Genomic DNA, 24,690 nt, shown 5'->3' on the forward strand with positions numbered 1-24,690 from the left:
CCGTCCCCGCAGTTGGGCACCGGGACCGAGATCCCCGCCGGGCACCGCGGACAGACGTCTGGCCGGGCACTTCGCGACCTCGTTCCGTCAGGTCTTCTCCAGGTACTCGGCGCGCTCGTCCGCGAGAAGCCTGTCGATCTCCGCGCGGAGCACGGGATGCTTCGCCAGCTCGGGGTCGGCCTCCAGCATGGTCTCGGCGTCCAGGCGCGCGGCGTGGATGACGTCCTCGTCGCGAAGGAGCCTGAGCATCTTCAGTGACGATCTGCGCCCCGACTGGGCCACACCGAGCACATCACCCTCCCTGCGCTGCTCCAGGTCGACACGGGACAGCTCGAAGCCGTCCAGGGTGGCCGCCACGGCGTCGAGCCGCGCCCTCGCCGGCGTGCCCCCCGGGGAGTCGGTCACCAGCAGGCACAGCCCGGGCAGGCCGCCGCGCCCGACCCGGCCACGGAGCTGGTGGAGCTGGGAGACGCCGAACCGGTCGGCGTCCATGATGACCATGACCGAGGAGTTGGGGACGTCGACGCCGACCTCGATGACCGTGGTCGCCACCAGCACGTCGATCTCTCCCCGGGTGAAGGCCTTCATCACCGCCTCCTTCTCCTCCGGCGGGAGCTTGCCGTGGAGCACCTCCGTACGGAGCCCGTGCAGCGGCCCCTGCGCGAGCGTCTCGGCCACGTCGAGCACCGCCAGCGGCGGCCTGCGCTCGTCGTCGGCCTTCGACATGTCGCCCTCGTCGCCCTCCAGGTCACCGATGCGCGGGCACACGACGTAGGCCTGGCGGCCCAGCTCGATCTCCTCGCGCAGCCGCGTCCAGGCCCGGTCGAGGAAGTGCGGCTTCTCCGCGGCGGGGACCACGTGCGTGGTGATCGGGGCACGGCCCGAGGGCAGCTGGGAGAGCGTGGAGACCGTGAGGTCGCCGAAGACCGTCATGGCGACGGTGCGGGGGATGGGCGTGGCGGTCATGACGAGCACGTGCGGACGGCCGCCCCCGGCCTTCTCGCGGAGCGCGTCGCGCTGCTCGACGCCGAACCGGTGCTGCTCGTCGACCACGACCAGGCCGAGGTCGGCGAACTGGACGCGTTCCTGCAGGACCGCGTGGGTGCCGACGACGATGCCCGCCGCGCCCGAGGCCGCGTCGAGCATGGCCGAGCGGCGGGCCGCGGCGCCCAGCGAGCCGGTCAGCAGGGCGACCGCGGTGCCGCCGAACATGCCGCCGGCGGCCAGGTCCCCGAGCATGGCCGAGATCGACCGGTGGTGCTGCTGGGCGAGCACCTCGGTGGGGGCCAGCAGCACTGCCTGTCCCCCGGCGTCGACCACCTGGAGCATCGCCCGCAGCGCGACGACGGTCTTGCCCGCGCCGACCTCGCCCTGGAGCAGCCGGTGCATGGGGTGGGGCAGCGCCAGGTCCGCCGAGATCTCCTCGCCCACGTCGCGCTGGCCCTCGGTGAGCTCGAACGGCAGCCGCCCGTCGAAGTCGGCGAGCAGCCCGCCGGAGATCGCGGGCCGGGGCGTGGCGGGCCAGGAGGCCGCGGCCATCCGGCGCTGCAGCAGCACCGCCTGGAGCAGGAACGCCTCGTCGAACCTGAGCCGCTTGCGCGCCCTGGCCACGTCGGCGTGGTCGCGCGGGCGGTGGATCGCCAGCAGCGCCTCCGACAGGCCGGGAAGCCGGTGGCGGGCGCGCAGCTCCGCGGGGAGGGAGTCGTCGAGCTCGCCCATCGTGTCGAGGACGACGCCCAGCGCCCTGCGGATGGCCCAGGGCGTCACGTCCTTGCCCGCCGGGTAGATCGGCACGAGCGCGGCGGCGAACTCCTCGGCGCCCGTCTCGCTCTCCTCGATCATCTCGAACTCGGGGTGGGAGAGCTGCCACTTGCGTTTCTCGCCCTGGCCGAAGGCGCCGACCTTCCCGGCGAACATGCCGCGCCTGCCCGGCTTCAGCCGCGTCTCCGCGATGTGGGACGTCTTCCCGAAGAACGACAGGTAGATCTTGCTGCCCCGGGCGTCGACGACCTCGACCTCCAGCCAGGTGCCGCCCTTGTTGCGCATCGGCCTGCGCATCGCCCTGGTGACCTCGCCCACCACGGTGACGTGGTCGTCGACCCGCAGGTCGTCGAGATCGGTCAGCTCGCCCCGCTCGGCGTAGCGCCGCGGGTAGTGCCGCAGCAGGTCGCCGACGGTGCGCAGGTCGAGAACGCTCTCCAGCAGCTTGGCCGTCTTGGGGTCAAGCGCCTTCGCCAGCGGCTCGTCGAAGCTCGTCACCCCCGTTTTCTACCGTGCCCGGGCGACAGATTTCACCAGCCACGGCGTACCCGGCCGTCCGGCACCGGCTCACTCCACGCCGATCAGCAGCGGGTAGCCGCCCTGCCCGCCCTCGTACGTGACCACCTCGACGTCCGGCCTGGTCCCGGCCAGATGGTCCTGTACGGCGCGTGCGAGCCCCTCGGGGGCGTCGGCGCCCTCCAGGAGGGTCACCAGCTCGCTGCTGGAGGAGACCATGCGGCGTACGACCTCCAGCGCGGTCGCCGCCAGGTCCGTGCCGATCAGCGCGGCGTCACCGTCGACCACCCCCAGGACGTCGCCGGGGGCGGTCAGGCCCGCGCTCGTCATGACCTCGCGGTCGGCCACCCACACGTGCCCGTGGCGGGTGTGCGCGGCGGCCTCGGTCATGGCGACCACGTCGTCGTCGAAGCGGCGCAGCGGGTCGTGGACGGCCAGCGCCGACAGGCCCTGCACCGAGGCCCTGGTCGGGAGGACGCCGACCACCAGGCCCTCCTCTCTCGCGATCTCCGCGGCGGCGGCCGCGACCTCGCGCGTGTCGCTGTCGTTGGGCAGGACCACGACCTCGGACCCGGCCTCGCGGATGGCGGCGAGCACCGCCGCCAGCGGAGGGCTGGAGCCGGGCTCGCGCCGGACGACCACGGCTCCCGCCTCCTCGAACACCGCCGCCAGCGCGGGCCCCGCGGCCACGGCCACCACGCCCCTCCCCCGCGCGACCGGATGGGTCCTGCCCGAGGCGACCAGGTACGTCACCTTGATCCGGTGGGGGCGGCCCCGCCTCATCGCCGCCTCGATCGCCGCGCCCGCGTCGTCCACGTGGACGTGGACGTTCCACAGGCCGTCCCCGCCCACGACCACCAGCGAGTCGCCGAGCGCGTCGAGCTCCTCCCGCAGCGCGGCGACCTCTTCCTCGCCGGCGTCCAGCAGGTACATGACCTCGTAGCCGGGCCCCTCTCCGCCCTCCCGGGCTTCCCGGGGGGTCTCCGGGACGATCCGGTGTGCCGGGGCGGGGATGTCCACCCGGCCGGTGTAGGAGTCGGTGACGACGGCGGCGAGGCTCTCCAGGATGATCGTCAGGCCCGCCCCGCCCGCGTCGACCACCCCGCCGCGGGCCAGCACGTCGAGCTGCCCCGTGGTGCGGCGGAGCGCGGAGCGCGCCTCCCCCGCCGCCCTCCTCGCGACCGAGGCGAGATCCTCCCGCCCGTCGCGGACCGCCGCGGCCACGGCCGCCAGGACGCTCAGGATCGTGCCCTCGACCGGCCTGGACACCGCGGCGCGGGCCAGCTCGGCGGCCCTGACCAGGCCTCGTCCGAGGTCGGCGCCGCGCCCCTCGGCCTCCCTGAGCACCTCGGCGAGGCCGCGCAGCGCCTGGCTGACGATCACCCCCGAGTTGCCGCGGGCGCCGAGCAGCGCCCCCTGCGCGAACGCCCGCCAGGTGGCCTCGGCCCCGGCGTCGTCGGGCAGCCCGTCGAGCGCCTCGGCGGCGGAGAGCATGGTCAGGTGCAGGTTGGTGCCGGTGTCGCCGTCGGGCACGGGAAAGACGTTGAGCGCGTCGATCTCCTCGCGCGCCCTTCCGAGCGTCTCGGCGGCCAGCCGCGACCATCTGCGCACCGCGAGCGGGTCGAGAACCTGCAGCATTCCTGCCCTCCTGCTCCCCGGCTCCTGCTCGTGCCCGCCGGACGCCCTCACCGGGCTCGGGCGTCTCCCGGTCCGCTCTCGGCTCCGCTGCCCCGCCCGGCTCTCCGGCGGGACCCGCCGTGGCGTGTCCCGGAATGCGCTACGGTTGCCTCCGGAGATTATCCCCGTTCGACCGTTCACGGCGGCTCGCGTTCGCGTGCAGGGCCGGACATCGGATATCCTCGTGTGGCCAGCCGGTCGTCCCGGCGTGCCCGATGACCGCCGCCAGTGCGGCGGATCGAGCCTCTCGACTGATATAAGGAGCGAACCGTGGCTTCCGTCTGCGACGTTTGCGCTAAGAAGCCGACCTTCGGCAACAACGTCTCCCACTCGCACCGCCGCACCCGCCGCCGCTGGAACCCGAACATCCAGCCCGTGCGCGCAGTGGTGAACGGCACGCCGAAGCGGCTGAACGTGTGCACCTCCTGCATCAAGGCCGGCAAGGTCACCCGCTAGCCAGACCTTCGCGAAGCCCGCCGTCCCACGCGATGGGGCGGCGGGCTTCGTCGTTCCCGGCAGGTCTCCGCCCCGCTCAGGAGACCGTCCCGCTCAGAAGACGCGGCTCAGGAGACGCGCAGGCGCCAGGCGTGGTCGACGGGGCCGATGCCCGCCCCCAGGGGGAAGCCGTGCGCGATCGCGCCGGTGACGTACGCCTTCGCCTTCTCCACGGCGGACGGGACGTCCTCGCCGAGGGCCAGGTAGGAGGCGATCGCGGAGGCCAGGGTGCAGCCCGTGCCGTGGGTGTGCCGGTTGTCGTGGCGCTCCGCGGTGAAACGGAACTCGCGCGTGCCGTCGGTCAGCAGGTCGACCGGCGCACCCGGCAGGTGACCCCCCTTGACGAGCGCCCACGCGGGCCCGAGCTCCAGGATCGCGTCCGCGGCCCGGCGCAGGTCGGGCTCGTCCTCGACCTTCACCCCGGTGAGCTGCAGGACCTCCCACAGGTTGGGGGTGACCACCGTGGCGGTGGGCAGCAGGCGCGTCTTCACCGTCTCCACCGCCTCGGGGGCGAGGAGCGCGTCGCCGTGCTTGGAGACCCCGACGGGATCGACCACGACGGGCACGTCCAGCCCCGCCAGGACCTCGGCCACCGTCTCCACCAGTACCGGTGAGGCGAGCATGCCGGTCTTGACCGCCTGGGCCCCGATGTCACCGAGCACCGAGTCGAGCTGGGCCCGTACCGCCTCCGGGGGAAGCTCCCAGTAGCCCTGCACGCCGACCGAGTTCTGGGCGGTCACCGCGGCGATCACACTCATGCCGTGCACGCCGAGGGCGAGCATGGTCTTCAGGTCGGCCTGGACTCCCGCACCGCCTCCGGAGTCGGAGCCGGCGACGGTCAGCACGCGAGGGGGGGTCAAAACGGTCATGTTCCCCATCCAACCAGCTCCGCTCCGGCCCGCCACGCGCTCCCCCGGCTTCCCGCCGTTCCCGGACGCCGGGTCTCCCGCCCCGCTCCCGTGGGCCGAAACGGCCACCGGGTCAGGCGACGGCGCACTCTCCCTGGTCGCTGTGGCAGCTCTGCGGGATCTCCGCGTCACCGCTCGCGGTGAAGGTGACGACGAGCTCCTCGTCGACCCCCAGACCCTCCGGTGACTCGATCAGCAGGCTGTCGCCGACCTGTTCCCAGTCGGCTCCGCGCACCGAGGTGACCTCCCCGCTGACCGGCACGCTCACCTTGAGCCGCTCGACGCTCTCGTTCGCGGCGACCACGAGCTCGACGGTGTAGGTGCGCGATCTCTCCCTCACGATGTCCGCGCCGACCGTGATCGCGGCGCCCCCGGCGAGCGGGGCCGCGCTGGAGGCCGTCTCGCTGGGCACGGGGTCGGGCCCGGCGCTGCTCGGGGACTGCTCGGGAGCCGGCGTACGGTCACCGGCGACGAGGGGCTGGGGGGTGTCGGGGGTGGAACTGGGCTCGGGCTCGTCGGCGGACTCCTCGGAAGGCGACGAGTCGTCGGTGTCGGCCGGCGCGCGGGTGGCCTTCCGCGTCGGTGTGGGCCGGGGGGTGGAGGTGCCCTCGCCTCCGCCACGGGTGGAGGTGCGGTCGGGGGCCGGGGTGGACCTCGTCCTCCCGTCGCCCGGCCGCGGCGTCTCGTCGCCCGGCTCCGAGGGCTCGTCGTCCGGCGCCGGCTCCTGCGAGGGCTCCTCCGCCGCGGGCTCGTCGGCGGTGTCGGTCTCCGGCACCGGCTGGTTCGACGCCGCAGTGACGCAACCGGCGGGCGGGCAGTCGGCGGGGCTCCCGGAGCCGGCCAGTGCCCGGACGCCGACCACGGTCCCGCCGAGCACCACGGCCACCGCGGCGACGATCAGCACCGTCTTCCTGATCCGCCCGCCGGGCCGCTCCTCGTCCTCGGGCCACGGGTCGAACCGGGTGGACTCCTTGGACGAGTCGGACAGCTCGGACTCCGAGCTCCATCCCGACCCCAGGAAACCCGTCCGGGTCTCGGTGGTCACCGACTCCTCGGGACGGAGCCGGCGCCCGATCGGCTCGTCCTCCCGACCTGGTTCCCGAGCGAACTCCGGCTCGCGTTTACCCCGGTTCGGGAAAGCCTCTTCCCCGGTTCCACCGTGGCGGCCCATATGGCCCCTTTCTCGAAGGGAATCTCGACCGCCCATCTTCATACCAGTTAGGTAAACGTTTGTCGCAATTTTCACAGATGTCGCAGGAAGTGGTAAGGATCACTCCCGGAAGTGGTCCCAGCCTCCACGGTCGAGTGAAAGGCCCTTGACCTGCACGCCTTCCCCCTCGACGACGTGACCCGCCACGCTCCAGCCCTCCGGGAGCCGTACGTGGGCCGGGAAGGTCGCGGCGAGCGCGTGGTCGTCGCCGCCCGAGAACACCCACTCCAGCGGATCGACGCCGAGCAGCCGGGCGGCCTCTCGCATCGCCGGCGGGAGGGTGAACGCCTCCGGGTCGAGGACGAGCGCGACCCCGGCCGCCGCGGCCACGTGGCCGAGATCCTGCAGCAGGCCGTCGCTCACGTCGAGCATGGCCGTCGCGCCGAGCCCGGCGGCCTCCGGGCCGCGCGCGTAGGGCGGGCACGGGCGGCGGTGGGCCTCGATCAGCTCCACCGGCCCGGACAGGCCCGCGCGGAGCAGCGCGAGCCCGGCGGCGGCGTGCCCGAGGCGACCCGCGACGGCGACCACGTCGCCCGGGCGGGCTCCCGACCGCGTGACGGGTGCCCGGCCGCCCAGGTCGCCCAGAGCGGTGACGGCGATCACGACGAGGTCGCTGCGGGTGATGTCACCGCCCGCCACGCTGGCTCCGACGAGGTCGCACTCGTCGCGGAAGCCGTCGGTGAGATCGTCCAGCCAGCCGGTGGTGGCGTCGGCGGGTATCCCGAGGCCGACCACGAGGCCGGTGGGGTCGGCCCCCATCGCCACGACGTCGGAGAGGTTCTGCGCCGCGGCCTTGCGGCCGATGTCGTAGCCACTGGACCAATCGCGCCGGAAGTGCCTACCCTCAATCAACAGGTCAGTCGTCACGACGACCCGCCCGTCGGGAGCGCTCACCACCGCGGCGTCGTCCCCGGGGCCGAGCAATACGGTCCTACCTTGTGGCAAACGTCCGGCAATACGTGCAACAACCCCGAATTCGCCGAGATCTCCGACTGTGATGACACACCTCCTGTTCATCACAGGGTACGGTGGCCCTTCGGCACTGATCCAATCGCCCGGGAGGTCGTTATGGTGCAGGCCTATATCCTCATCCAGACCGAGGTCGGCAAGGCCGCGAACGTGGCTTCGGCGATCTCCGGCATCTCGGGTGTCACGCAGGCCGAGGACGTCACGGGACCGTACGACGTGATCGTGCGCGCCGAGGCCCGCAACGTCGACGAGCTGGGGAAGCTCGTGGTGGCGCAGATCCAGGGCGTGGAAGGGATCACGCGTACGCTGACGTGCCCCATCGTCCACATCTAGCCCGCGTCCGAGCCCGCGTGTGAATTCGTGCCCGGACTCACACGCGGGTCCTCGAATCCGTATCCGATCGTCTGGAACGTGACATGTCACTGCGGTTCGCCCGCCGGGCGGGGTGCGCCTGCGCCCTGCTGATCCTGGTGGGGTGCGGCGGCGCCGTCCGGGTCGAGCCGCCGGTTCCCGAGGGGCCCGCCGCCGCCGCGTGCCGGGCGCTCGCCGAGCGGCTTCCGGGGAAACTCGACGGCGCGGACCGGACGGAGTCCACTCCCGCCTCCCCCTACGTCGCCGTGTGGGGGGAGGCTCGCATCGCCCTGCGCTGCGGGGTGCCGCGACCGGTGACGATGTCGCCGACCGACCAGGTGCCCGAGATCGACGGGGTGGCGTGGTACGCCGACCCGGCCAGGCCGACGCTGTTCACCGCGATCGGCAGGGAGGCTTACATCGAGGTGACGATCGCGCGGGAGCACATCCCGCAGAACGTGCTGGTCGCTCTCGCGGCCCCCATCAAGAGCGCCCTACCGCAGACCGGGTGAGCGTCCGAGCGCGAGCCGGATCAGCCGGTCGACCAGCTCGGCGTAGGGCACCCCGGTGGCGGCCCACAGCTGCGGCGCCACCGACATGGCGGTGAAGCCCGGCATGGTGTTGATCTCGTTGACGATCAGGCGTCCGTCGGGGGTGTAGAAGAAGTCGACCCGTGACAGGCCCTCGCAGCCCAGCGCCTCGAAGGCGCGGACGGCCATCGCCCGCAGCTCCTCGGCCGTCTCCTGGGGGATGTCGGCGGGCACGGACAGGGACATGTCGCTTCCGATGTACTTGGCCTCGAAGTCGAAGAACTCGTGGTCGCCGTGGACCAGCACCTCGCCGGGCAGGCTGGCCCTGGGCGCCTCGTCGCCCGGCGACTCCAGCACCGCGCACTCGATCTCGCGGCCCGTGACGGCGGCCTCGACCAGCACCTTGGGGTCGTGCTCGCGGGCGAACTCGATGGCCCGCTCCAGCTCCTCCAGGGTGGCGGCCTTGGAGATGCCCTGGCTGGACCCGGCGCGCGCGGGCTTGACGAAGACCGGCCAGCCGAGCTCCTGGACCTCCTTGAGGACCCGGCCGCGGTCGGTCCGCCAGTCGCGGTCGCGGATCACGACGTACGGGCCGACGGGCAGGCCGGCGGCGGCGAGGACCAGCTTCATGTACGCCTTGTCCATGCCGACCGAGCTGGCCAGCACCCCGGAGCCGACGTAGCGGACCCCGGCCATCTCCAGCAGTCCCTGGATCGTGCCGTCCTCGGCGAAGGGGCCGTGCATCACGGGGAAGACGACGTCGACCTGGCCGAGCTCGACGGGGATGCTGCCGGGGTCGTACGCCACCAGCGAGCCGCCGCCGGAGGCCAGCGCCAGCGACGCGCCCGCCGCGTCGACGGCGGGCAGCTCACCGCTCTCGATCTCGTAGCGCTGCTCCCCGGAGGCGAGCACCCACCGGCCGTCCGTGGCGATCCCGATGGGGACCACCTCGTACTTGGATCTGTCGATGGCCCCCAGCACGCTTCCCGCCCCGAGAATGGAGACGGCGTGCTCGGAATTGCGACCGCCGAAGACGACGGCGACCCTCGGTAGAGGTTCGTGCTGCTCACTCATGATGACCGAATGTACCCCCTGTTAGGGGGCAATCCGCCTGTTAGACGCGCCTACCTACCCGATGCGGGTAGTGAGTCGAGGGCCTGGGTGACGTCCATGATGAGATCCTCGGCGTCCTCCAGCCCGATGGAGAACCTGACCGCCGCCGCGTCGGTCCCCGGTTCCTCACCGGGCCGCCGGTGGACGGCCGAGGCCACGTGCGCGGCCTTGGTGCGGGTTCCTCCGGCGGAGGTGGCGATCGAGACGAGCTTGAGCGCGTCGGCCAGGGCCACTCCCGCGTCGTAGCCGCCGCGCGGGGTGATCGTCACGCAGGCGCCGTATCTCGTGCCCTCGGGACCGGAGTCGAACAGGTGCCTGGCGAGCTGGTGACCGGGGTGTCCCGGCAGCCCCGGGTAGTCGACCCGGCGTACGGCGGGGTGCTTGGCCACGGCGGCGGCGAAGACCATCGCGGTGGAGCACATCCGGCGGACCCGCAGCGGCAGGGTCTCCAGCCCCCGGCGGAGCAGGAACGCGTCGTCGGGAGACAGGGTGCCCCCGGTGTCGATCCTGACCTCGCGCAACTGGGCGATCAGGTCGGGGCGGCCGACCGCCACGCCCCCGGCGCAGTCGTCGTGACCGCCGAGATACTTGGTCGCGGAGTGGATCACCAGGTCGGCGCCGTGTTCGAGGGGGCGGCACACGATCGGGGTGGCGAAGGTCGAGTCGACCACCAGCAGCGCCCCCGCGGCGCGGGCGATCCGGTAGAGGCCCCGGATGTCGGAGACGGCCATGGTGGGGTTGGACAGCGTCTCCGCGTAGATGATCTTCGTGTTGGGTTTGATCGCCGCCTGCACCCTGGCCAGCTCGCCGTAGCCGACGAAGTCGGCGCCGACCCCGAACCTGGCCAGCACGTTCGTGATCAGCGAGTGGGTCCCGCCGTACAGCGGGGTGGGGGCCACGATGTGCGCGCCCGCGCGCAGGAACGTCATCAGGACGGCGTTGACGGCGGCCATCCCCGAGGCGAACGCCTGCCCCGCCACGTCCTCGGGCGCCGCGGCGCCCTCCAGGGAGGCCACCGCCGCGGCGAAGGCGGCGGTGGTGGGGTTGTCGATCCGGCCGTAGGCGTGGCCGGAGCTCTTCTCGTCGAACACCTCGGCGTACTCGGCGGAGTCGCCGAAGCCCCACGCGGAACTGCGCCACACGGGAAGGCCGAGAGGGGGCCGCCGGGGCGTCTCGGGAGCGGGCAGGTGCACCGACCGGGTGTTCTCGCCCTTGCGCCTACGCATCCGTCTGTTCATCGACCACGCTGTCCGTTCACAGGCCGTACCGTTCCGGCTTGGGAGTCCGCGACATCAGGAGCACCCCGGCCTCGCTGGGGGGCATCGCGTCGTGGACGACGGCCACCACCACCTCGGTGATCGGCATCTCCACGTCGTGCTTTCTGGCCAGTTCGAGCACCGACTCGCAGGATTTGACCCCCTCGGCGGTCTGTTTCGTGGCGGCGATGACCTCGTCCAGCGTCATACCTCGCCCGAGATTCTCCCCGAAAGTACGGTTCCGCGACAATGGGGACACACAGGTCGCCACAAGATCGCCCATGCCCGCGAGGCCCGCGAAGGTGTGCGGGTCGGCGCCGAGCACCGTACCCAGCCGGGAGATCTCCGCCAGCCCGCGCGTCATCAGCATCGCCCCGACGTTGTCGCCGAGCCCCATCCCCGCCGAGATGCCGACCGCCAGGGCGATCACGTTCTTGACGGCCCCGCCGAGCTCGACCCCGATGACGTCGGGGTTGGTGTACGGGCGGAACCAGGGCGGCAGGTAGCAGGCCGCCTGGAGGCGCTCCATCGCCCGCTCGTCCGTGCAGGCGACCACGGTGGCGGCCGGCTGGCCCCTGACGATCTCGCCGGCCAGGTTGGGGCCGGAAACCACCGCGACCCGTTCCTGGGGCACCTCGGCAACCTCGCAGATCACCTCGCTCATCCGCTTGGTGGTGCCCAGCTCGATGCCCTTCATCAGGCTGACCAGCACCGCGTCGGGCGGCAGGTGCGGCTTCCAGCGGGTCAGGTTCTCCCTCAGGGTCTGGGAGGGCACCGCGAGCACCACGAAGTCGGCGCCTTCGAGGGCCTCGGCGGGGTCGGTGGTGGCGCGCAGCGTCTCGGGCAGCACCGCGCCCGGCAGGTAGTCGGGGTTCTCGTGCCGCCGGTCGATCGCCTCGACGATCTCCGGCTTGCGTCCCCACAGCGTCGTTTTGGTGCCCGCCCCGGCGAGGATCATGCCGAAGGTCGTCCCCCACGAGCCCGTGCCGAACACGGCCGCCTTGGTCATCGGTTCTCCTCGGGCGTGGGGACCCCCGCCTCCGGGCGGGGGAGGGAACGCGGCGCGGTGCCGCGTCCGGCCACGGCGACGGTAGGGCCACCGCGGGTGTGGTCGGCGCCGTCCTCGCCGCCTGGCCGGCGGAGAGGCGGGACGCCTGTGGAACTGGTGTGGAACCTCAAGGAATTTCTCCTGGCGGGCGACCGGCGGTGAATCGGGAACTCTCACGGGCGACCGTGGGAAGCCCCTCCCTTCGGGGAGGGGAGGATGTCAACACCGTACGCCGAAGTCAGTTGTCGGACGGTCGCCTGAACGGCGTCTCGGGTGCCTTCTCCCCGCGGATCTCGGCCAGCTGGGCCGTGATGGCCGCCATGATGTCGGCGGTCGCCTCGCGCAGGACCTCGGCGGAGGCCGGCTGTCCCTCGTGGCCCGCGTACTTCGACAGGTCGACCGGCGGTCCCGTCTGCACGCGGAAGGTCTTGCGCGGCAGCAGGCGGGGCCTCCTGGCGCCGTACGGCAGGATCTCCTGGGCTCCCCAGTGGGCGACGGGGATCACCGTCGCGCCGGTGGCCAGCGCGAGCCTGGCCGCGCCGGTCTTGCCCTCCATCGGCCAGAAGTCCGGGTCGCGGGTGCAGGTGCCCTCCGGGTAGAACATCACGCACGCCCCGGCGGAGAGCCGCCGCCGCGACTCCTCCAGCGAGCGCGCCGCGTCGGCGCTTCCCCGGTAGACCGGGATGGCCTGCAGCGCCCTCACCAGGGGGCCGACCAGCGGCACCGAGAAGAGACCCGACTTGGCGAGGATCACCGGCCAGCGACCGTGGTTGTAGAGGAAGTGCGCGACGAGGATGGGGTCCAGCCACGACAGGTGGTTGGTCACCATGATGATCCCGCCCGTCCTGGGCAGGCGGTCGCTGCGACGCCAGTCCTTCTTGACCAGGAGCCACGAGATCGGCTTGACGATCGTGACGGCGAAGGCCACCCAGAATCGCGAAGGCCATCCGGGGCGTCTCATGAGCTCCTCCATATGAGCGGGATGCGCCCCAAGTCTCCCGGTTGGCTCCCGGGGATGTCGAGGCGGGATGCTTAAGGCTATGTCTGCTTCGGAGAGCTCGGGCTGGACCCTCGTCGTCCCGGTCAAGACGCTGGTCGCCGCCAAGACCCGTCTGTCGGCCGCGGCGGGCCCGCACCGGGCCGCGCTGGCCGTGGCGATCGCCTGCGACACCGTCGAGGCGGCGCTGAGCTGCGCGCTCGTCGCGCGGGTGATCGTGGTGACGGGCGACCCCGTGGCCGCGAAGGCGCTCGGCGAGGTCGGCGCGCACGTGGTCGGCGACCCGGAGGAGGGGCTGAACGCCGCCCTGCGGCACGGCGCTCTCGAGGCGGTGCGGCTGGCGCCCGGCGACCCCGTCGGCGCCCTCCAGGCCGACCTCCCCGCCCTCCGCCCCGCGGAGCTGGCCCGCGTGCTGGCCGCCGCCGCGGAGTTCGGCCAGATGTTCCTGCCCGACGCCGCCGAGATCGGCACGACCTTCTACGGCGTACGGCCGGGGGTGCCGTTCACGCCGGGGTTCGGCGGCGAGTCGCGGGACCGGCACCTGCGGCGCGGCGCCAAGGAGCTCTGCGTGGACGGAGTGGAGTCGGTCCGCCACGACGTGGACACCCCGGACGACCTGCGCCTGGCGCTGACCCTCGGCGTCGGCCCCCGCACGCTGGCGATGGCGAGAAAGATCTCGGCGTCGGGCCCGGACGGAGGGCGGGACCCGGAGGACGGGGACGGCGTGCGGGAGACGGACCGCGAATGAGACGAGGGCGGCGGGCGCGGGACGGGCGCCCGGGCGGGAGTTAGGCTGGGCGGGTGCAGGCGACGGTACGGAACTTCGACCCGGCGACCCGGTCGGGGTCGGTCTTCCTGGACGACGGGACAGAGATCCCGTTCGGGGCGGCGGCGTTCGACGCGGGGCCGCTGCGGCTGCTCAGGTCCGGCCAGCGGGTCAACCTCGTCATGGACGGCGACGACGTCACCTACGTCACCCTCTCGACCTTCCCCGTTCCCGGGTAACCGGGTAAGACGCCCCGTTCCCGGACAGGCGGCGCCGGGCACGCCCCGGGGAGTTCCTCGGGTGAGCGGCCTCGCCGGGCGAGGACGCCGGGAAAGCCGGACGCCCGGCCTCCCGTCGTGGGAGTCCGGGCGCCTGTGCCCGAGGCCTACCGCTTCTTGGACGCCTTCTTGCCGCCGGTGTTGACGAGTTCCTTGAAGTCGGAGCCCGGCCGGAACTTCGGCCCCCAGCTCTCGGCGACGCGAATCTCGGCCCCCGTCGAGGGGTTGCGGGCGGTGCGGGCCGGCTTGTGCACCATCTCGAAAGCACCGAACCCCGTGATCGAGACCTTGTCGCCATTCGCGACGGCGGTCTGGATGGCGTCGAGCACCGCGTTCACGGCCTCGGTGGCCGTCTTCTTGTCGCCCACCCGATCCGCGATGGCGTCGACGAGTTCCTTTTTGTTCATAAGGTTGCTCCCCCTGCTTACCGATGTCCGGGAGTGGGTCACGAGGCAGAAAACCCGTCTCACCCGATTTGTCGCGGCGAGGGGTCTCATCACAGATCTCTCATCAACGATCACGATGAGAAACCCCTTGCCCGCTTGAAATTAGGGGACGGAGCCGTATGACTCAATCACCTTCCGCAATGTTTCCAGTGCTTGGCGTATCTGAAACCACGACATCAATGCTGAGAAGGAACAAATCAAGACGCCCGGCGGCGTGTTCGAGGTCGCGTTTGGCCAAATCGCAGATGGCCACAAGGCGCCGCGCGAGACGTTTTTTCTCCTCGTCGGGCACGGGCAGGGACCGGACGCGGCGGTGCGCCTCGCGCAACCGCCACGCCAGCTCGTGTTCTGAACTCGTCAGACGGTCGTCGGCAGCCATGGCTGCCGACCATTCTCGTATGCCCCTATGGCGTCGGCGTTGCGCAGGGTCAGCCCGATGTCGTCCAGGCCCTCCGTGAGCCGCCAGCGCGTGTAGTCGTCGATCTCGAACGCGGCGACCTCGCCGCCCCAGCGGACCTGGCGTTCTCCCAGGTCGACGGTGATCTCCAGCGTGGGATCCGCCTCCACCGCGGACTGCAGGGCCTCGACGATCTCGCCCGGCAGGACGACCGGGAGCAGACCCATCTTGGTGGAGTTATTACGGAAGATATCCCCGAAGCGGGCCGCGATCACGACGCGGAAACCGTACTGCTGCAGCGCCCAGACCGCGTGCTCGCGGGAGGAGCCGGTGCCGAAGTCGGGCCCGGCGAGCAGGATCGTGGCGCCCTCGTGGGCGGGGTTGTTCAGCACGAAGCCGGGGTCCTCGCGCCAGGCGGAGAACAGCCCCTTCTCGAAACCGGTCCGGCTGACCTGCTTGAGCCAGACGGCGGGGATGATCTGGTCGGTGTCGACGTTGCTGCGGCGCAGCGGCACGGCCCGGCCGGTGTGGGTGACGAACGCTTCCATCTCGAGGACTCCTTACAGGTCGGCGGGCGCGGTGAGTTTGCCGGTGACGGCGGTCGCGGCGGCGACCTGCGGGGACACGAGGTGCGTACGGCCGCCCTTGCCCTGGCGTCCCTCGAAGTTGCGGTTGGAGGTCGAGGCGCTGCGCTCGCCGGGGGCGAGTGTGTCGGGGTTCATGCCCAGGCACATGGAACAGCCGGCCTCGCGCCATTCGGCGCCCGCCTCCTTGAAGACCTCGTGCAGCCCCTCCTGCTCGGCCTGGAGCTTGACCAGCATCGAGCCGGGCACGATCAGCGTGCGCGTGACGACCTGGCGCCCGCGCAGCACGTCGGCCACGGCGCGCAGGTCCTCCAGACGCCCGTTGGTGCAGGAGCCCACGAAGACCGTGTCGACCTGGACCTCGCGGAGCGGGGTGCCCGCGGTCAGGCCCATGTACTCCAGGGCGCGGGCGGCGGCGGCCGGGTCGTCGGTGTCCTCGGGGCGCGGCACGGACGTCCCCAGCGGGGCGCCCTGGCCAGGGTTGGTGCCCCAGGTGACGAACGGGGTCAGCGTCGCGGCGTCGATCTCCACGACGGTGTCGAAGACGGCGTCCTCGTCGGTCACCAGCGACTTCCAGTACGCGACCGCGGCGTCCCAGTCGGCGCCGGACGGCGCGTGGGGGCGGCCCTTGAGGTACTCGAAAGTGGTCTCGTCCGGAGCGATCATGCCCGCGCGGGCGCCCGCCTCGATGGACATGTTGCAGACGGTCATCCGGCCCTCCATGGAGAGCTTGCGGATGGCCTCGCCGCGGTACTCGACGATGTATCCCTGGCCGCCGCCGGTACCGATCTTGGCGATGATCGCCAGGATCAGGTCCTTGGCCGTGACGCCGGGCGGCAGCTCGCCGGAGACCTCGATGGCCATCGTCTTCGGCCGGTAGGCGGGCAGCGTCTGGGTGGCCAGCACGTGCTCGACCTCGGAGGTGCCGATACCGAACGCGATGCCGCCGAAGGCACCGTGGGTGGAGGTGTGAGAATCACCACACACGATCGTCATGCCGGGCTGGGTGAGGCCGAACTGCGGGCCGATGATGTGGACCACGCCCTGGCCCGCGTCGCCCATCGGATAGAGCCGGACGCCGAACTCCGCGCAGTTCTTGCGCAGCGTCTCGACCTGCACCCGCGACACCGGGTCGTCGATGGGACCGCGTACGGTCGGGACGTTGTGGTCCTCGGTGGCGATGGTGAGCTCGGGCCGCCGGATGGGGCGATTGGCCAGGCGCAGGCCGTCGAACGCCTGCGGGCTCGTGACCTCGTGGATGAGGTGCAGGTCGATGTAGAGCAGGTCGGGTTCTCCTTCGGCACGTCGCACGACGTGCTGCTCCCATACCTTCTCCGCGAGCGTGCGGCCCATGTCGCCTCCTTGCGATCGGCTGTCCCACTCCCACTTGCTTTCTCATATGTCGAGACGGCAGTATCGGTGTATGGACAACTCTAGCGGAGTCGGCGTACTCGACAAGGCCGTCCTCGTGCTCAATGCCCTCGAAGCAGGCCCGGCGTCCCTCGCACAGCTCGTTCAGGCCACCGGCCTGGCACGGCCCACGGCCCATCGGCTGGCCGTCGCGCTGGAGCATCACCGGATCGTCTCCCGCGACACACAGGGCCGGTTCGTGCTGGGCCCACGCCTGTCCGAGTTGTCCACGGCCGCCGGCGAGGACCGGCTGCTGGCCGTCGCCTCCCCGATCCTCACCCAGCTCAGGGACCTGACCGGGGAAAGCGCGCAACTTTACCGTCGCCAGGGTGACGAGCGGGTCTGCGTGGCCGCCGCCGAGCGCGCCAGCGGGCTGCGCGACACCGTGCCGGTCGGCTCGGCACTGCCGATGCTCGCCGGTTCCGCGGCGCAGATCCTGCTCGCCTGGGAGGAGCCCGACCGCCTGCACCGGGGCCTGCGCGGGGCCAAGTTCACCGCGGCCACGCTGGCGAGCGTGCGGCGCAGGGGCTGGGCGCACAGCGTCGGCGAGCGCGAGCAGGGCGTGGCCAGCGTCTCGGCGCCGATCAGGGGCGCGGGTGGCAAGGTGGTCGCCGCGGTGTCGGTCTCCGGCCCGATCGAGCGCCTGACCCGCACCCCCGGCCGCCTCCACGCCGCCCCCGTGGTCACCGCCGCCGAGCGGATCACCGAATCGATGCGCCGCGCCAACTGAGGACCGGCCGGGACCGGCAGGGGCCGGTTGGCGGCCGGCTGACGGCGAGCGGCCACGTCGCGGCGAGCGGCCCGCAGCGCCGGAGGACCACCCGGCCGGTGACGAGCGGGCCGCCGGGCCGGACGGCGGTGCCGGACCTCGGCGGCCGGATCACCTGGCCGAAGGGCCGCGCCGGTTGACATCGGCCGACCTGAGGGCGATATGAGGAGGCGAGCACCCCTGCGGCCCCCTAGGCTGGGAAGGTGACAGATCGCATCGAGGCAGCCGCGGCTGAACTGCGTCCCCTGCTCCAAAACTTCATCCTCTGGGCGCGTGAGAACGCGCCCGGCAGCGATTCCAACCTGGTCGGCTCTGTCGCACTGTGGCACCGCCTGATCGCCTCCGACGACGTCGGCCGGTGGAAGCAGTCCGACCTGCGCACGGTGCTCCTCGACCGGATGCCACAGGTCGTCGAGGACCCTGACGCCGCCGCCGACGGCATGGTGCCCGCGATCCGCGCCTACCTGACCTTCCTGTCGGAGTCCGACCGCCTGGCCAAGGGCTCCGCCTCGCTGGACGATCTGCTCGCCGAGCTCGACCGCCTCGAGGACGACTTCGTCGACGCCATGGAGGATCTCGTCGTCGAGGACGACGATGACGAGGAGTACGACGAGGAGGAGTCCGAGGGGCTCGGCGACTTCGAGCCGTTCGCCGACGAGCTCTCCGAGCTGCCGACGATCCGGCTCCGCCCGGACAGCGAGCTGGCCGCGGCCACCCGCGGGACGACCCTGATCGCCAAGGCCCGCGACCTCGCGGTCTGGGTCGGGTCCGAGCGCCGGGTGGGCGAGACGAGCCTGCTGGACGACGCCGAGATCGTCGAGGCCCTGGCGGTCCTGGGGCTTCCGGTCCCCGAGAAGGACGGCGCGTCGCTGGCCGACTCCGTCCCCGCCCTCTGGAACATCTGGAACCTCGCGATCGACCTCGACTTCCTCCAGCCCGAGGGGGAGGACACCGTCAGCGTCGACGCCGACACCGCGGAGTGGCCCTTCGAGGAGGACGACGACGCCCTCGACGCGTGGATGGCGGGCCTGCACTCCATCGACTACGGCGACCCCGAGCTGGAGGACGAGGAGGCCACGATCGCCCTGTCCGGGCTGACCAGGGCGCTGCTGGTCCGGGTGCTGCTGGCGACGGGTTCGAAGCCGCTGGCCGAGCTCCGCACCGAGCTGGCCGAGGCCGCCGCCGAGTACGACGACCTGGGCGCCGAGGCCTGGGCCGCCGCCACCGCGCAGTACGGCGACCCGCTCAACCCCGTGCTCGACTGGCTGGCCGGATACGGCATGGTCGAGGTCGAGCACGACCAGGTGCGGCTGACGCCGCTCGGCATGGAGGGCGTGGTCCACCTCGTGGACGACGCCGACATCGAGCTGGACGCCCGGCCCGCCATCGACGCGATGACGGCCCTCGACCTGCTCTCCTTCGGCGCCGAGCTTCCCGAGGAGGAGGCGGACGCCGAGTTCGCGGCCTGGATGGAGCTGCGCGCCCCTGAGCAGGCCGCCAGGGACCTGCTGGAGGCCGCCGCCGAGGACGACGCGGACGCGCTGATCCGGGTCCAGGCGGCCAGCATGGTCGGCTCGCTCGGCGACGTGGCCGTGCCCGCGTGGCGGGAGGCCCTCGACGAGCCGTCCCTGCGCCCGTACGCGGCCACCCACCTGGCCCAGCTGGGCGTCGAGGACGCTCCCACGCCCACCCAGGCCGACACCCACTGGCTGATCCTCGACATGCTGACCATCTCCGCCGGCCTCGGCCGCCCGGAGTTCGTCAGCAGCCTCGACGACATCGGCAACGTGCCGAACCTGGTCAGCCTGCTCGAGGTGATCTGGAAGGTGCCGCACCCGCACCTTGAGGAGCTACTGGAGGCGATCGGCAAGGCCCACCCCGACAAGCAGGTGGGCAAGGCCGCCAAGCGGGCCCTGTTCAAGGCCCGTTCGGGGCAGAACTAGCCGTCCGGCCCCGCTCCGGAGCCCGGGCGACCGGCTCCGGGGCGGGCCCCGGCTCCTGCCGGGAAACCGCCGGAGGCGGCTGGAAGCGGCCAGGACGGATCAGCCCAGCGGGAAGACGGCGCAGGTCGTGGTGGCGTGGGCGTACAGCTTGCCGTTGCCCTCACCCACGATCCGCGCCTCCGAGGTGGCGACGGTCCGGCCGACGTGCAGGGTCCTGGCCTCGCAGCGCAGCGGCCCGGTGTTCGCGTAGACCGGCCGGACCATGTTCACCCCGAGCTGGACGGTCGTGTACGCCTTACCGGGCGGCAGCTCTGTCATGATCGCGCACCCGAGGGCCGAGTCGAGCAGGGTGGCGAGATAGCCGCCGTGCACGCTTCCCAGCGGGTTGTAGAGGTGCTCGCCGGTCTCCCCCACGAAGACCGCCAGGCCGCGCTCGACGTGGGTTATCCGGAAACCGAGCGTGCCCGCGATCGGCGGCGGCGGGACGCGGCCGTCGACCAGCCGTTCCAGGAACTCCAGGCCCGACAGTTCCGCCAGTTCGGCGGGGAACGCCGGTGGCGTCCACGAATGGGTCCGCGAGATCGTCGGCTGGGTCTGAGGGGTCGTCGACATGGGCTCCACTATCGCGAGGGGTCGTACCCGGGTACGGATCACGTACCCTGCACGGTATTTGATCGCCTGCCCGCCGGGGAGGGCGATCCGTACTCCGGGGCCCGCCCGGGCAGGAAGCCCGGTCCCTGGTCAAGAAACCTCCCGGGCGGAGATCGCGGTCCCCGCCCGGAGTCCGCCCAGGCGGGGAGCGCGGTCCTCGCTCCGGGATCCGCCCAGGTGGGGAGCGCGGAAACGCGGGGGCGGAAACAGGAGGAGGGACCCGGAACGGGGGCGCGGGAATTTCACGGAATCCGGAAATGCGAAAACCCCGGAAGCGGTTGCTTCCGGGGTTCGCGATGTAGCCCCGACCGGATTCGAACCGGCGCTACCGCCTTGAGAGGGCGGCGTCCTAGGCCACTAGACGACGGAGCCTTGCGAGAGACAGTGGTAGTCCCGACCGGATTCGAACCGGCGCTACCGCCTTGAGAGGGCGGCGTCCTGGGCCACTAGACGACGGGACCCTACACACTGTCATCAGATTCGGAGGGGACCGAATCTGCGGCATCTCCCTGAGAAGATGCAGCTGGGGTACCAGGACTCGAACCTAGAACAACTGAACCAGAATCAGCCGTGTTGCCAATTACACCATACCCCACCGCGCTGGACCCCCTTGCGGGACTCGCTGGCGACTCCGAAAGAATAGCCCAGGTTGGGGGTCAAGACCAAAACGATTGCCGGCGGCCGAATCGCGGTATCCCCGGGCTGCCGCCACGAAGGTCCACTGTGTAACGCTGCTGGAGAGATCCAGCCGCATGTGAGGAGTTCCCACCTTGACCGACAACCCGTTCTTCACCCCCAGCGAGCTGCCCTACGGGCTACCGCCGTTCGCCCTGGTCAGGGAGGAGCACTACCTCCCGGCCTTCGAGCGCGGCATGGCCGACCAGCTGCGTGAGGTGCGGGAGATCATCGACAACCCGGAGCCCGCGACGTTCGCCAACACGATCGAGGCCCTGGAGCGCTCGGGGCGGATCCTCAAGCGGACCGTGACCGTCTTCTCCAGTGTCTCCGCCTCCGACGCGACCGACGGCATCCGGGAGATCGAGACCCAGGTCTCCCCCGAACTGACCCAGCACGCCGACGCCATCCTCCTGGACCGCTCCCTGTACGCCCGGATCAAGCAGGTGACCACCGACGACGCCGACGAGGCGTGGCTGCTGGAGAAGTACCGCGTCGACTTCGTCAGGGCCGGGGCCGACCTGTCCGAGACCGACCAGGAACGCCTCAGGGAGCTCAACGAGGAGCTGACCAGGCTCGCCACGACCTTCTCCCAGAACCTGCTGACGGCCTCCACCGCCTCCGCGCTGGTCGTCGAGGACGTCAGGCTGCTGGACGGGCTCCCCGAGAGCACGATCAAGGCGATCGAGAAGGACGGCTCGTACGTCCTGGCGCTGTTCAACCACACCAACCAGCCCGCCCTGGCGGAGCTGACCGACAGGGAGACCCGCAGGAGGCTGTACGAGCTGTCCACGGGCCGGGCTCCGGAGAACTTCGAGCTGGCGGCCAGGATGGCGACGCTCCGCGCCGAGCGGGCGGCGCTGCTCGGCTACCCCAGCCACGCCGCCTACTCCGTCGCCGACCAGACGGCCAAGACCACCGACGCCGTCGAGGAGATGCTCGGCAAGCTGGTGGGCCCGGCGGTGGCCAACGCCCGCAGGGAGGCCGAGGCGCTGAGCGAGCAGGCCGGTTTCCCCATCGAGCCGTGGGACTGGTCCTTCTACGCGGAACAGGTGCGCAAGGCCCGGTACGACTTCGACGGCGCCGACCTGCGCCCGTACTTCGAACTGGACCGGGTGCTGCGCGACGGGGTCTTCCACGCGGCGGGCGAGCTGTACGGGATCACCTTCTCCGAGCGGGACGACCTGGCCGGGTACCACCCGGACGTGCGGGTCTTCGAGGTGTTCGACGCCGACGGCTCGCCGCTCGGGCTGTTCCTGTTCGACGCGTACGCCCGGCCCACCAAGCGCGGCGGCGCCTGGATGAACAACCTGGTCGACCAGTCGCACCTGTTCGACGAGCGGCCCGTGGTGATGAACAACCTCAACATCACCAAGCCCGCCGAGGGGCCGACGCTGCTCACGTTCGACGAGGTCAACACCGCTTTCCACGAGTTCGGCCACGCCCTGCACGGCCTGTTCTCCGACGTGCGTTTCCCCCGGGTCTCCGGGACGGCGGTGCCTCGCGACTTCGTGGAGTACCCCTCCCAGGTCAACGAGATGTGGGCCACCTGGCCGTCGATCCTCGCCAACTTCGCCAGGCACCACGAGACCGGCGAGCCCGTGCCCGCGGAGCTCCTGGAGAAGATGAGGGCCGCCGAGAAGTTCAACCAGGGCTTCAGCACCGTCGAGTACCTCGCGGCGGCACTGCTCGACTGGTCCTGGCACAAGCTGGCGGCGGGCGAGACCATCGAGACCGCCGCGGACGCCGAGGCGTTCGAGAACGCCGCCCTGGAGCGCGCGGGGATCGCCTTCGACCTGGTCCGCCCCCGCTACCGGACCAACTACTTCGCGCACATCTTCTTCAGCGGGGTGGGCGGCTACAGCGCCGGCTACTACTCGTACATCTGGAGCGAGGTGCTCGACGCCGAGAGCGTTGACTGGTTCGAGGAGAACGGCGGCCTCGGGCGCGAGAACGGCGACCACTTCCGCTCCACCCTGCTGTCGGTGGGCGGCTCGCGGGACGTGATGGACGCCTTCCGCGACTTCCGCGGGCGCGACCCGCGCATCGAGCCCCTGCTGAAGCGCCGCGGCCTGCTGGCCTAGCTCCTCTGCACCCCCTGTGCCCCCGCCCGCGTGGCCCTTCGTCCATCGCCGGGGTGCGGGAAACCACACCCCGGCGAGGGGCGCAGAGCCAGTGCGCGCGACGCGCCCGGCGGGCATCGTAAAGGTCATGAAACCACCACGGAACAGGATCAGTGCCGCACTCGTCGCCGGTCTGGCGGGAGCCCTGTTGCTCGGAGCCACCGACCCGGCCGCGGCCGAGCGTGAAGCGCACGACACGCGAGAAGTCGCGGCCTCCCTCGGCGGGGGTCCGACGGTCCGTACCGACGCCGGGTGGGTGCGGGGCGCGGAGGCCGGCGGTCAGCGGCTCTTCCAGGGCATCCCGTACGCCGCGCCACCGGTCGGGGAGCTGCGCTGGCGGTCGCCGGGGGCCGTCACCCCGTGGCAGGGGGTGCGCGACGCCACCGCGCCCGGCAGCCGGTGCGCGCAGCGCGCCGACGACTGGGGGCTCCCGGCGAGCGAGGCGGAGGACTGCCTCTACCTCAACGTGACCGCGCCCTCGCGGCCCGCGCGGAGCGGCGGGAACCGTCTCAAGCCGGTCGTGGTGTGGCTGCACGGCGGGGGCCTGACGAGGGGCGCGGGCAGCGACTACGACGCCCGCAGGCTGGCCGGGCGGGGCGACGTCGTGGTGGTCACGGTCAACTACCGGCTGGGGATCTTCGGGTTCTTCGGCCATCCCGGGCTGGAGAACTCCGGGTCCTTTGGGATCGAGGACCAGCAGGCGGCCCTGCGCTGGGTGCGGCGCAACGCGGCGGCGTTCGGCGGCGACCCGCGCAACGTCACCCTGGCCGGCGAGTCCGCGGGGTCGCACTCGGTGTGCGCGCAGCTCACCTCCCCCTCGGCGGCGGGGCTGTTCCACCGGGCGATCGCCCAGAGCAGCCCGTGCCAGGCGGGGAGCTTCGAGGGCACCCCGCTGACGCCGGTCCTGAAGGTGCCCCTGTGGCTGCCCAAGGCCTCCTACGAGGGCTACGGGCAGTATGTGGCCGCTCTGCTGGGGTGCGCCGACCCGGGGACCGCGCTCGCCTGCCTGCGGGGCAAGCCGGTGGCCGACCTGCTCGCCCGGGACCCCCTTCCGCTGCCGGGGTACGGCAACGCGGTGCTGCCCGAGGATCCGGCGAAGGTGCTCCAGGAGGGCCGCTTCCACCGGGTGCCGGTGCTGACGGGCATCACCCGGGACGAGGGCACCGTGTTCGCTCCGGCGCTCTCCGAGGAGCCGCTGACGGCGGAGGACTACGAGCTCAAGGTCAGCGCCGACTTCGGCGCCGCGGGGCCCGAGGTCCTGGCCCGGTACCCGGTGGGCACCCACGACGGCCCGCCCCTCCAGGCGCTGGCGGCCATCATGAGCGACCTGGACTGGGCCTGGCAGGCGCGCGACACCGACCTGCTGCTCGCCCGGCACGTGCCGACCTACTCCTACGAGTTCACCGACCGTACGGCGCCCCCGCTCTTCCCGCTGGACCACGGGGTCAGGCCGCTCGCCGCGCACGGCTCCGAGCTGTCGTTCCTGTTCGGGGTCGGCTGGGAGTCCGCCCCGCTCACCCCCGCGCAGCGGCGGCTCGGGGACACCATGATCGACTACTGGTCGAGGTTCGCCGCCACCGGCGACCCGAACCGGCCGGGCCTGCCCGCCTGGAAGCGCGTGCGCCCCGCCGACGGCACGCCGTACGTACAGGAGCTGTCCCCGGGACGGGGCGGTGTCAGGCCCTTCGACCGCGCCTCGGCCCACAACCTCGCCTTCTGGGACGAGCTGGCCGGGCGAGGGACGGAGACCGGGCAGGGCACGAAGACCGAATAGGGCACGGAGACCCGGCCGGCCCGGAAACCGGATGGGGCCCGGG

At 71.9% G+C, this 24,690-nt stretch carries 23 protein-coding genes and 3 tRNA genes; 9 read left to right on the top strand and 17 right to left on the bottom strand.

The features are described from left to right. Positions 1 to 87: 87 nt before the first annotated feature. Positions 88 to 2,259 (bottom strand): ATP-dependent DNA helicase RecG, encoded by a 2,172-nt coding sequence (gene recG / locus ACTOQ2_RS21110; protein WP_440101551.1) that lies wholly within the window; start codon positions 2,257 to 2,259, stop codon positions 88 to 90. Positions 2,260 to 2,328: 69 nt separating this feature from the next. Next, positions 2,329 to 3,915 carry a DAK2 domain-containing protein gene (locus ACTOQ2_RS21115; protein ID WP_440101553.1) on the bottom strand — a complete coding sequence of 529 codons (1,587 nt, stop codon included), beginning with the start codon at positions 3,913 to 3,915 and terminating at the stop codon, positions 2,329 to 2,331. A 309-nt stretch (positions 3,916 to 4,224) separates the two neighbouring features. Between ACTOQ2_RS21115 and rpmB the strand changes: the two genes are divergently transcribed. Then, entirely contained in the window at positions 4,225 to 4,410 is a 186-nt protein-coding gene (gene rpmB / locus ACTOQ2_RS21120; RefSeq protein WP_012894387.1) for a 50S ribosomal protein L28, read from the top strand. Between the two features lie 107 nt (positions 4,411 to 4,517). Here the strand turns inward: rpmB and thiD are convergent, their stop codons facing one another. The 3 genes from thiD to ACTOQ2_RS21135 form a co-directional block, all read right to left on the bottom strand. Then, positions 4,518 to 5,327 carry a bifunctional hydroxymethylpyrimidine kinase/phosphomethylpyrimidine kinase gene (gene thiD, locus ACTOQ2_RS21125; RefSeq protein ID WP_440101555.1) on the bottom strand — a complete coding sequence of 270 codons (810 nt, stop codon included), beginning with the start codon at positions 5,325 to 5,327 and terminating at the stop codon, positions 4,518 to 4,520. Positions 5,328 to 5,430: 103 nt separating this feature from the next. Next, the gene (locus ACTOQ2_RS21130; RefSeq protein ID WP_440101557.1) at positions 5,431 to 6,402 is read right to left on the bottom strand and encodes a hypothetical protein; all 972 of its coding nucleotides are present in this window, start codon (positions 6,400 to 6,402) and stop codon (positions 5,431 to 5,433) included. 225 nt (positions 6,403 to 6,627) lie between these two features. Next, positions 6,628 to 7,584, bottom strand: a complete 957-nt coding sequence (locus ACTOQ2_RS21135; protein ID WP_440069040.1) for a thiamine-phosphate kinase — start codon at positions 7,582 to 7,584, stop codon at positions 6,628 to 6,630. Positions 7,585 to 7,635: 51 nt separating this feature from the next. Here ACTOQ2_RS21135 and ACTOQ2_RS21140 point away from each other — a divergent pair, with 51 nt between their 5' ends. Both ACTOQ2_RS21140 and ACTOQ2_RS21145 read left to right on the top strand, forming a co-directional pair. After that, entirely contained in the window at positions 7,636 to 7,869 is a 234-nt protein-coding gene (locus tag ACTOQ2_RS21140; protein ID WP_344749082.1) for an Lrp/AsnC family transcriptional regulator, read from the top strand. Positions 7,870 to 7,952: 83 nt separating this feature from the next. Then, a complete protein-coding gene (locus ACTOQ2_RS21145) occupies positions 7,953 to 8,399 on the top strand; it encodes a DUF3515 family protein (protein ID WP_440101559.1) in 447 nt (148 codons plus the stop codon). On the opposite strand, the gene ACTOQ2_RS21150 is transcribed toward ACTOQ2_RS21145, so the two are convergent. From ACTOQ2_RS21150 to ACTOQ2_RS21165, 4 genes are all read right to left on the bottom strand, one after another. Beyond that, positions 8,382 to 9,491, bottom strand: a complete 1,110-nt coding sequence (locus ACTOQ2_RS21150; RefSeq protein WP_440101561.1) for a D-alanine--D-alanine ligase family protein — start codon at positions 9,489 to 9,491, stop codon at positions 8,382 to 8,384. The genes ACTOQ2_RS21145 and ACTOQ2_RS21150 overlap by 18 nt on opposite strands. 50 nt (positions 9,492 to 9,541) lie before the next feature. Continuing rightward, complete coding sequence (locus tag ACTOQ2_RS21155) at positions 9,542 to 10,756, bottom strand: trans-sulfuration enzyme family protein (RefSeq protein ID WP_440101562.1); 1,215 nt, start codon at positions 10,754 to 10,756, stop codon at positions 9,542 to 9,544. Positions 10,757 to 10,784: 28 nt separating this feature from the next. After that, positions 10,785 to 11,795: an NAD(P)H-dependent glycerol-3-phosphate dehydrogenase gene (locus tag ACTOQ2_RS21160; RefSeq protein ID WP_440101564.1), complete on the bottom strand. Its 1,011-nt coding sequence runs from the start codon at positions 11,793 to 11,795 to the stop codon at positions 10,785 to 10,787. A gap of 277 nt (positions 11,796 to 12,072) precedes the next feature. Continuing rightward, positions 12,073 to 12,795 carry a lysophospholipid acyltransferase family protein gene (locus ACTOQ2_RS21165; protein ID WP_440101566.1) on the bottom strand — a complete coding sequence of 241 codons (723 nt, stop codon included), beginning with the start codon at positions 12,793 to 12,795 and terminating at the stop codon, positions 12,073 to 12,075. Positions 12,796 to 12,874: 79 nt separating this feature from the next. Between ACTOQ2_RS21165 and cofC the strand changes: the two genes are divergently transcribed. After that, the gene (cofC, locus tag ACTOQ2_RS21170; protein ID WP_440101567.1) at positions 12,875 to 13,579 is read left to right on the top strand and encodes a 2-phospho-L-lactate guanylyltransferase; all 705 of its coding nucleotides are present in this window, start codon (positions 12,875 to 12,877) and stop codon (positions 13,577 to 13,579) included. A gap of 53 nt (positions 13,580 to 13,632) precedes the next feature. Continuing rightward, a complete protein-coding gene (locus ACTOQ2_RS21175) occupies positions 13,633 to 13,836 on the top strand; it encodes a hypothetical protein (RefSeq protein ID WP_440101569.1) in 204 nt (67 codons plus the stop codon). 146 nt (positions 13,837 to 13,982) lie between these two features. On the opposite strand, the gene ACTOQ2_RS21180 is transcribed toward ACTOQ2_RS21175, so the two are convergent. The 4 genes from ACTOQ2_RS21180 to leuC all read right to left on the bottom strand — a co-directional run bounded on the left by ACTOQ2_RS21180 (position 13,983) and on the right by leuC (position 16,655). Further along, positions 13,983 to 14,282 carry an HU family DNA-binding protein gene (locus ACTOQ2_RS21180; RefSeq protein WP_329085236.1) on the bottom strand — a complete coding sequence of 100 codons (300 nt, stop codon included), beginning with the start codon at positions 14,280 to 14,282 and terminating at the stop codon, positions 13,983 to 13,985. A gap of 163 nt (positions 14,283 to 14,445) precedes the next feature. Next, positions 14,446 to 14,700: a hypothetical protein gene (locus ACTOQ2_RS21185; protein ID WP_440101570.1), complete on the bottom strand. Its 255-nt coding sequence runs from the start codon at positions 14,698 to 14,700 to the stop codon at positions 14,446 to 14,448. Beyond that, positions 14,679 to 15,266: a 3-isopropylmalate dehydratase small subunit gene (gene leuD, locus ACTOQ2_RS21190; protein WP_440069056.1), complete on the bottom strand. Its 588-nt coding sequence runs from the start codon at positions 15,264 to 15,266 to the stop codon at positions 14,679 to 14,681. Before leuD ends, ACTOQ2_RS21185 begins: the two co-directional genes overlap by 22 nt. A gap of 12 nt (positions 15,267 to 15,278) precedes the next feature. Further along, on the bottom strand, positions 15,279 to 16,655 hold the full coding sequence (gene leuC / locus ACTOQ2_RS21195) for a 3-isopropylmalate dehydratase large subunit (protein ID WP_440101572.1): 1,377 nt from the start codon (positions 16,653 to 16,655) through the stop codon (positions 15,279 to 15,281). A gap of 70 nt (positions 16,656 to 16,725) precedes the next feature. Between leuC and ACTOQ2_RS21200 the strand changes: the two genes are divergently transcribed. Then, positions 16,726 to 17,442, top strand: coding sequence for an IclR family transcriptional regulator (locus ACTOQ2_RS21200; RefSeq protein WP_350949369.1), 717 nt, complete (start codon positions 16,726 to 16,728; stop codon positions 17,440 to 17,442). A 242-nt stretch (positions 17,443 to 17,684) separates the two neighbouring features. Next, positions 17,685 to 19,424, top strand: coding sequence for a hypothetical protein (locus ACTOQ2_RS21205; protein ID WP_440101575.1), 1,740 nt, complete (start codon positions 17,685 to 17,687; stop codon positions 19,422 to 19,424). Between the two features lie 99 nt (positions 19,425 to 19,523). Here the strand turns inward: ACTOQ2_RS21205 and ACTOQ2_RS21210 are convergent, their stop codons facing one another. From ACTOQ2_RS21210 to ACTOQ2_RS21225, 4 genes are all read right to left on the bottom strand, one after another. Next, entirely contained in the window at positions 19,524 to 20,036 is a 513-nt protein-coding gene (locus tag ACTOQ2_RS21210; RefSeq protein WP_440101577.1) for a PaaI family thioesterase, read from the bottom strand. Between the two features lie 338 nt (positions 20,037 to 20,374). Further along, positions 20,375 to 20,447 (bottom strand) — tRNA-Glu (locus tag ACTOQ2_RS21215). Positions 20,448 to 20,460: 13 nt separating this feature from the next. Beyond that, a tRNA-Glu gene (locus ACTOQ2_RS21220) sits at positions 20,461 to 20,536 on the bottom strand. 62 nt (positions 20,537 to 20,598) lie between these two features. Further along, a tRNA-Gln gene (locus tag ACTOQ2_RS21225) sits at positions 20,599 to 20,670 on the bottom strand. Positions 20,671 to 20,845: 175 nt separating this feature from the next. On the opposite strand from ACTOQ2_RS21225, the gene ACTOQ2_RS21230 reads away from it, so the two are divergent. Together ACTOQ2_RS21230 and ACTOQ2_RS21235 are read left to right on the top strand one after the other, a co-directional pair. Next, on the top strand, positions 20,846 to 22,834 hold the full coding sequence (locus tag ACTOQ2_RS21230; RefSeq protein WP_440101579.1) for a M3 family metallopeptidase: 1,989 nt from the start codon (positions 20,846 to 20,848) through the stop codon (positions 22,832 to 22,834). A 127-nt stretch (positions 22,835 to 22,961) separates the two neighbouring features. Beyond that, on the top strand, positions 22,962 to 24,647 hold the full coding sequence (locus ACTOQ2_RS21235; RefSeq protein ID WP_440101581.1) for a carboxylesterase/lipase family protein: 1,686 nt from the start codon (positions 22,962 to 22,964) through the stop codon (positions 24,645 to 24,647). The last annotated feature ends 43 nt before the right edge of the window (positions 24,648 to 24,690 follow it).

Origin of the sequence: Streptosporangium sp. H16 (genome assembly GCF_051918855.1) — a bacterium.
Taxonomy (GTDB): Bacteria; Actinomycetota; Actinomycetes; order Streptosporangiales; family Streptosporangiaceae; genus Streptosporangium.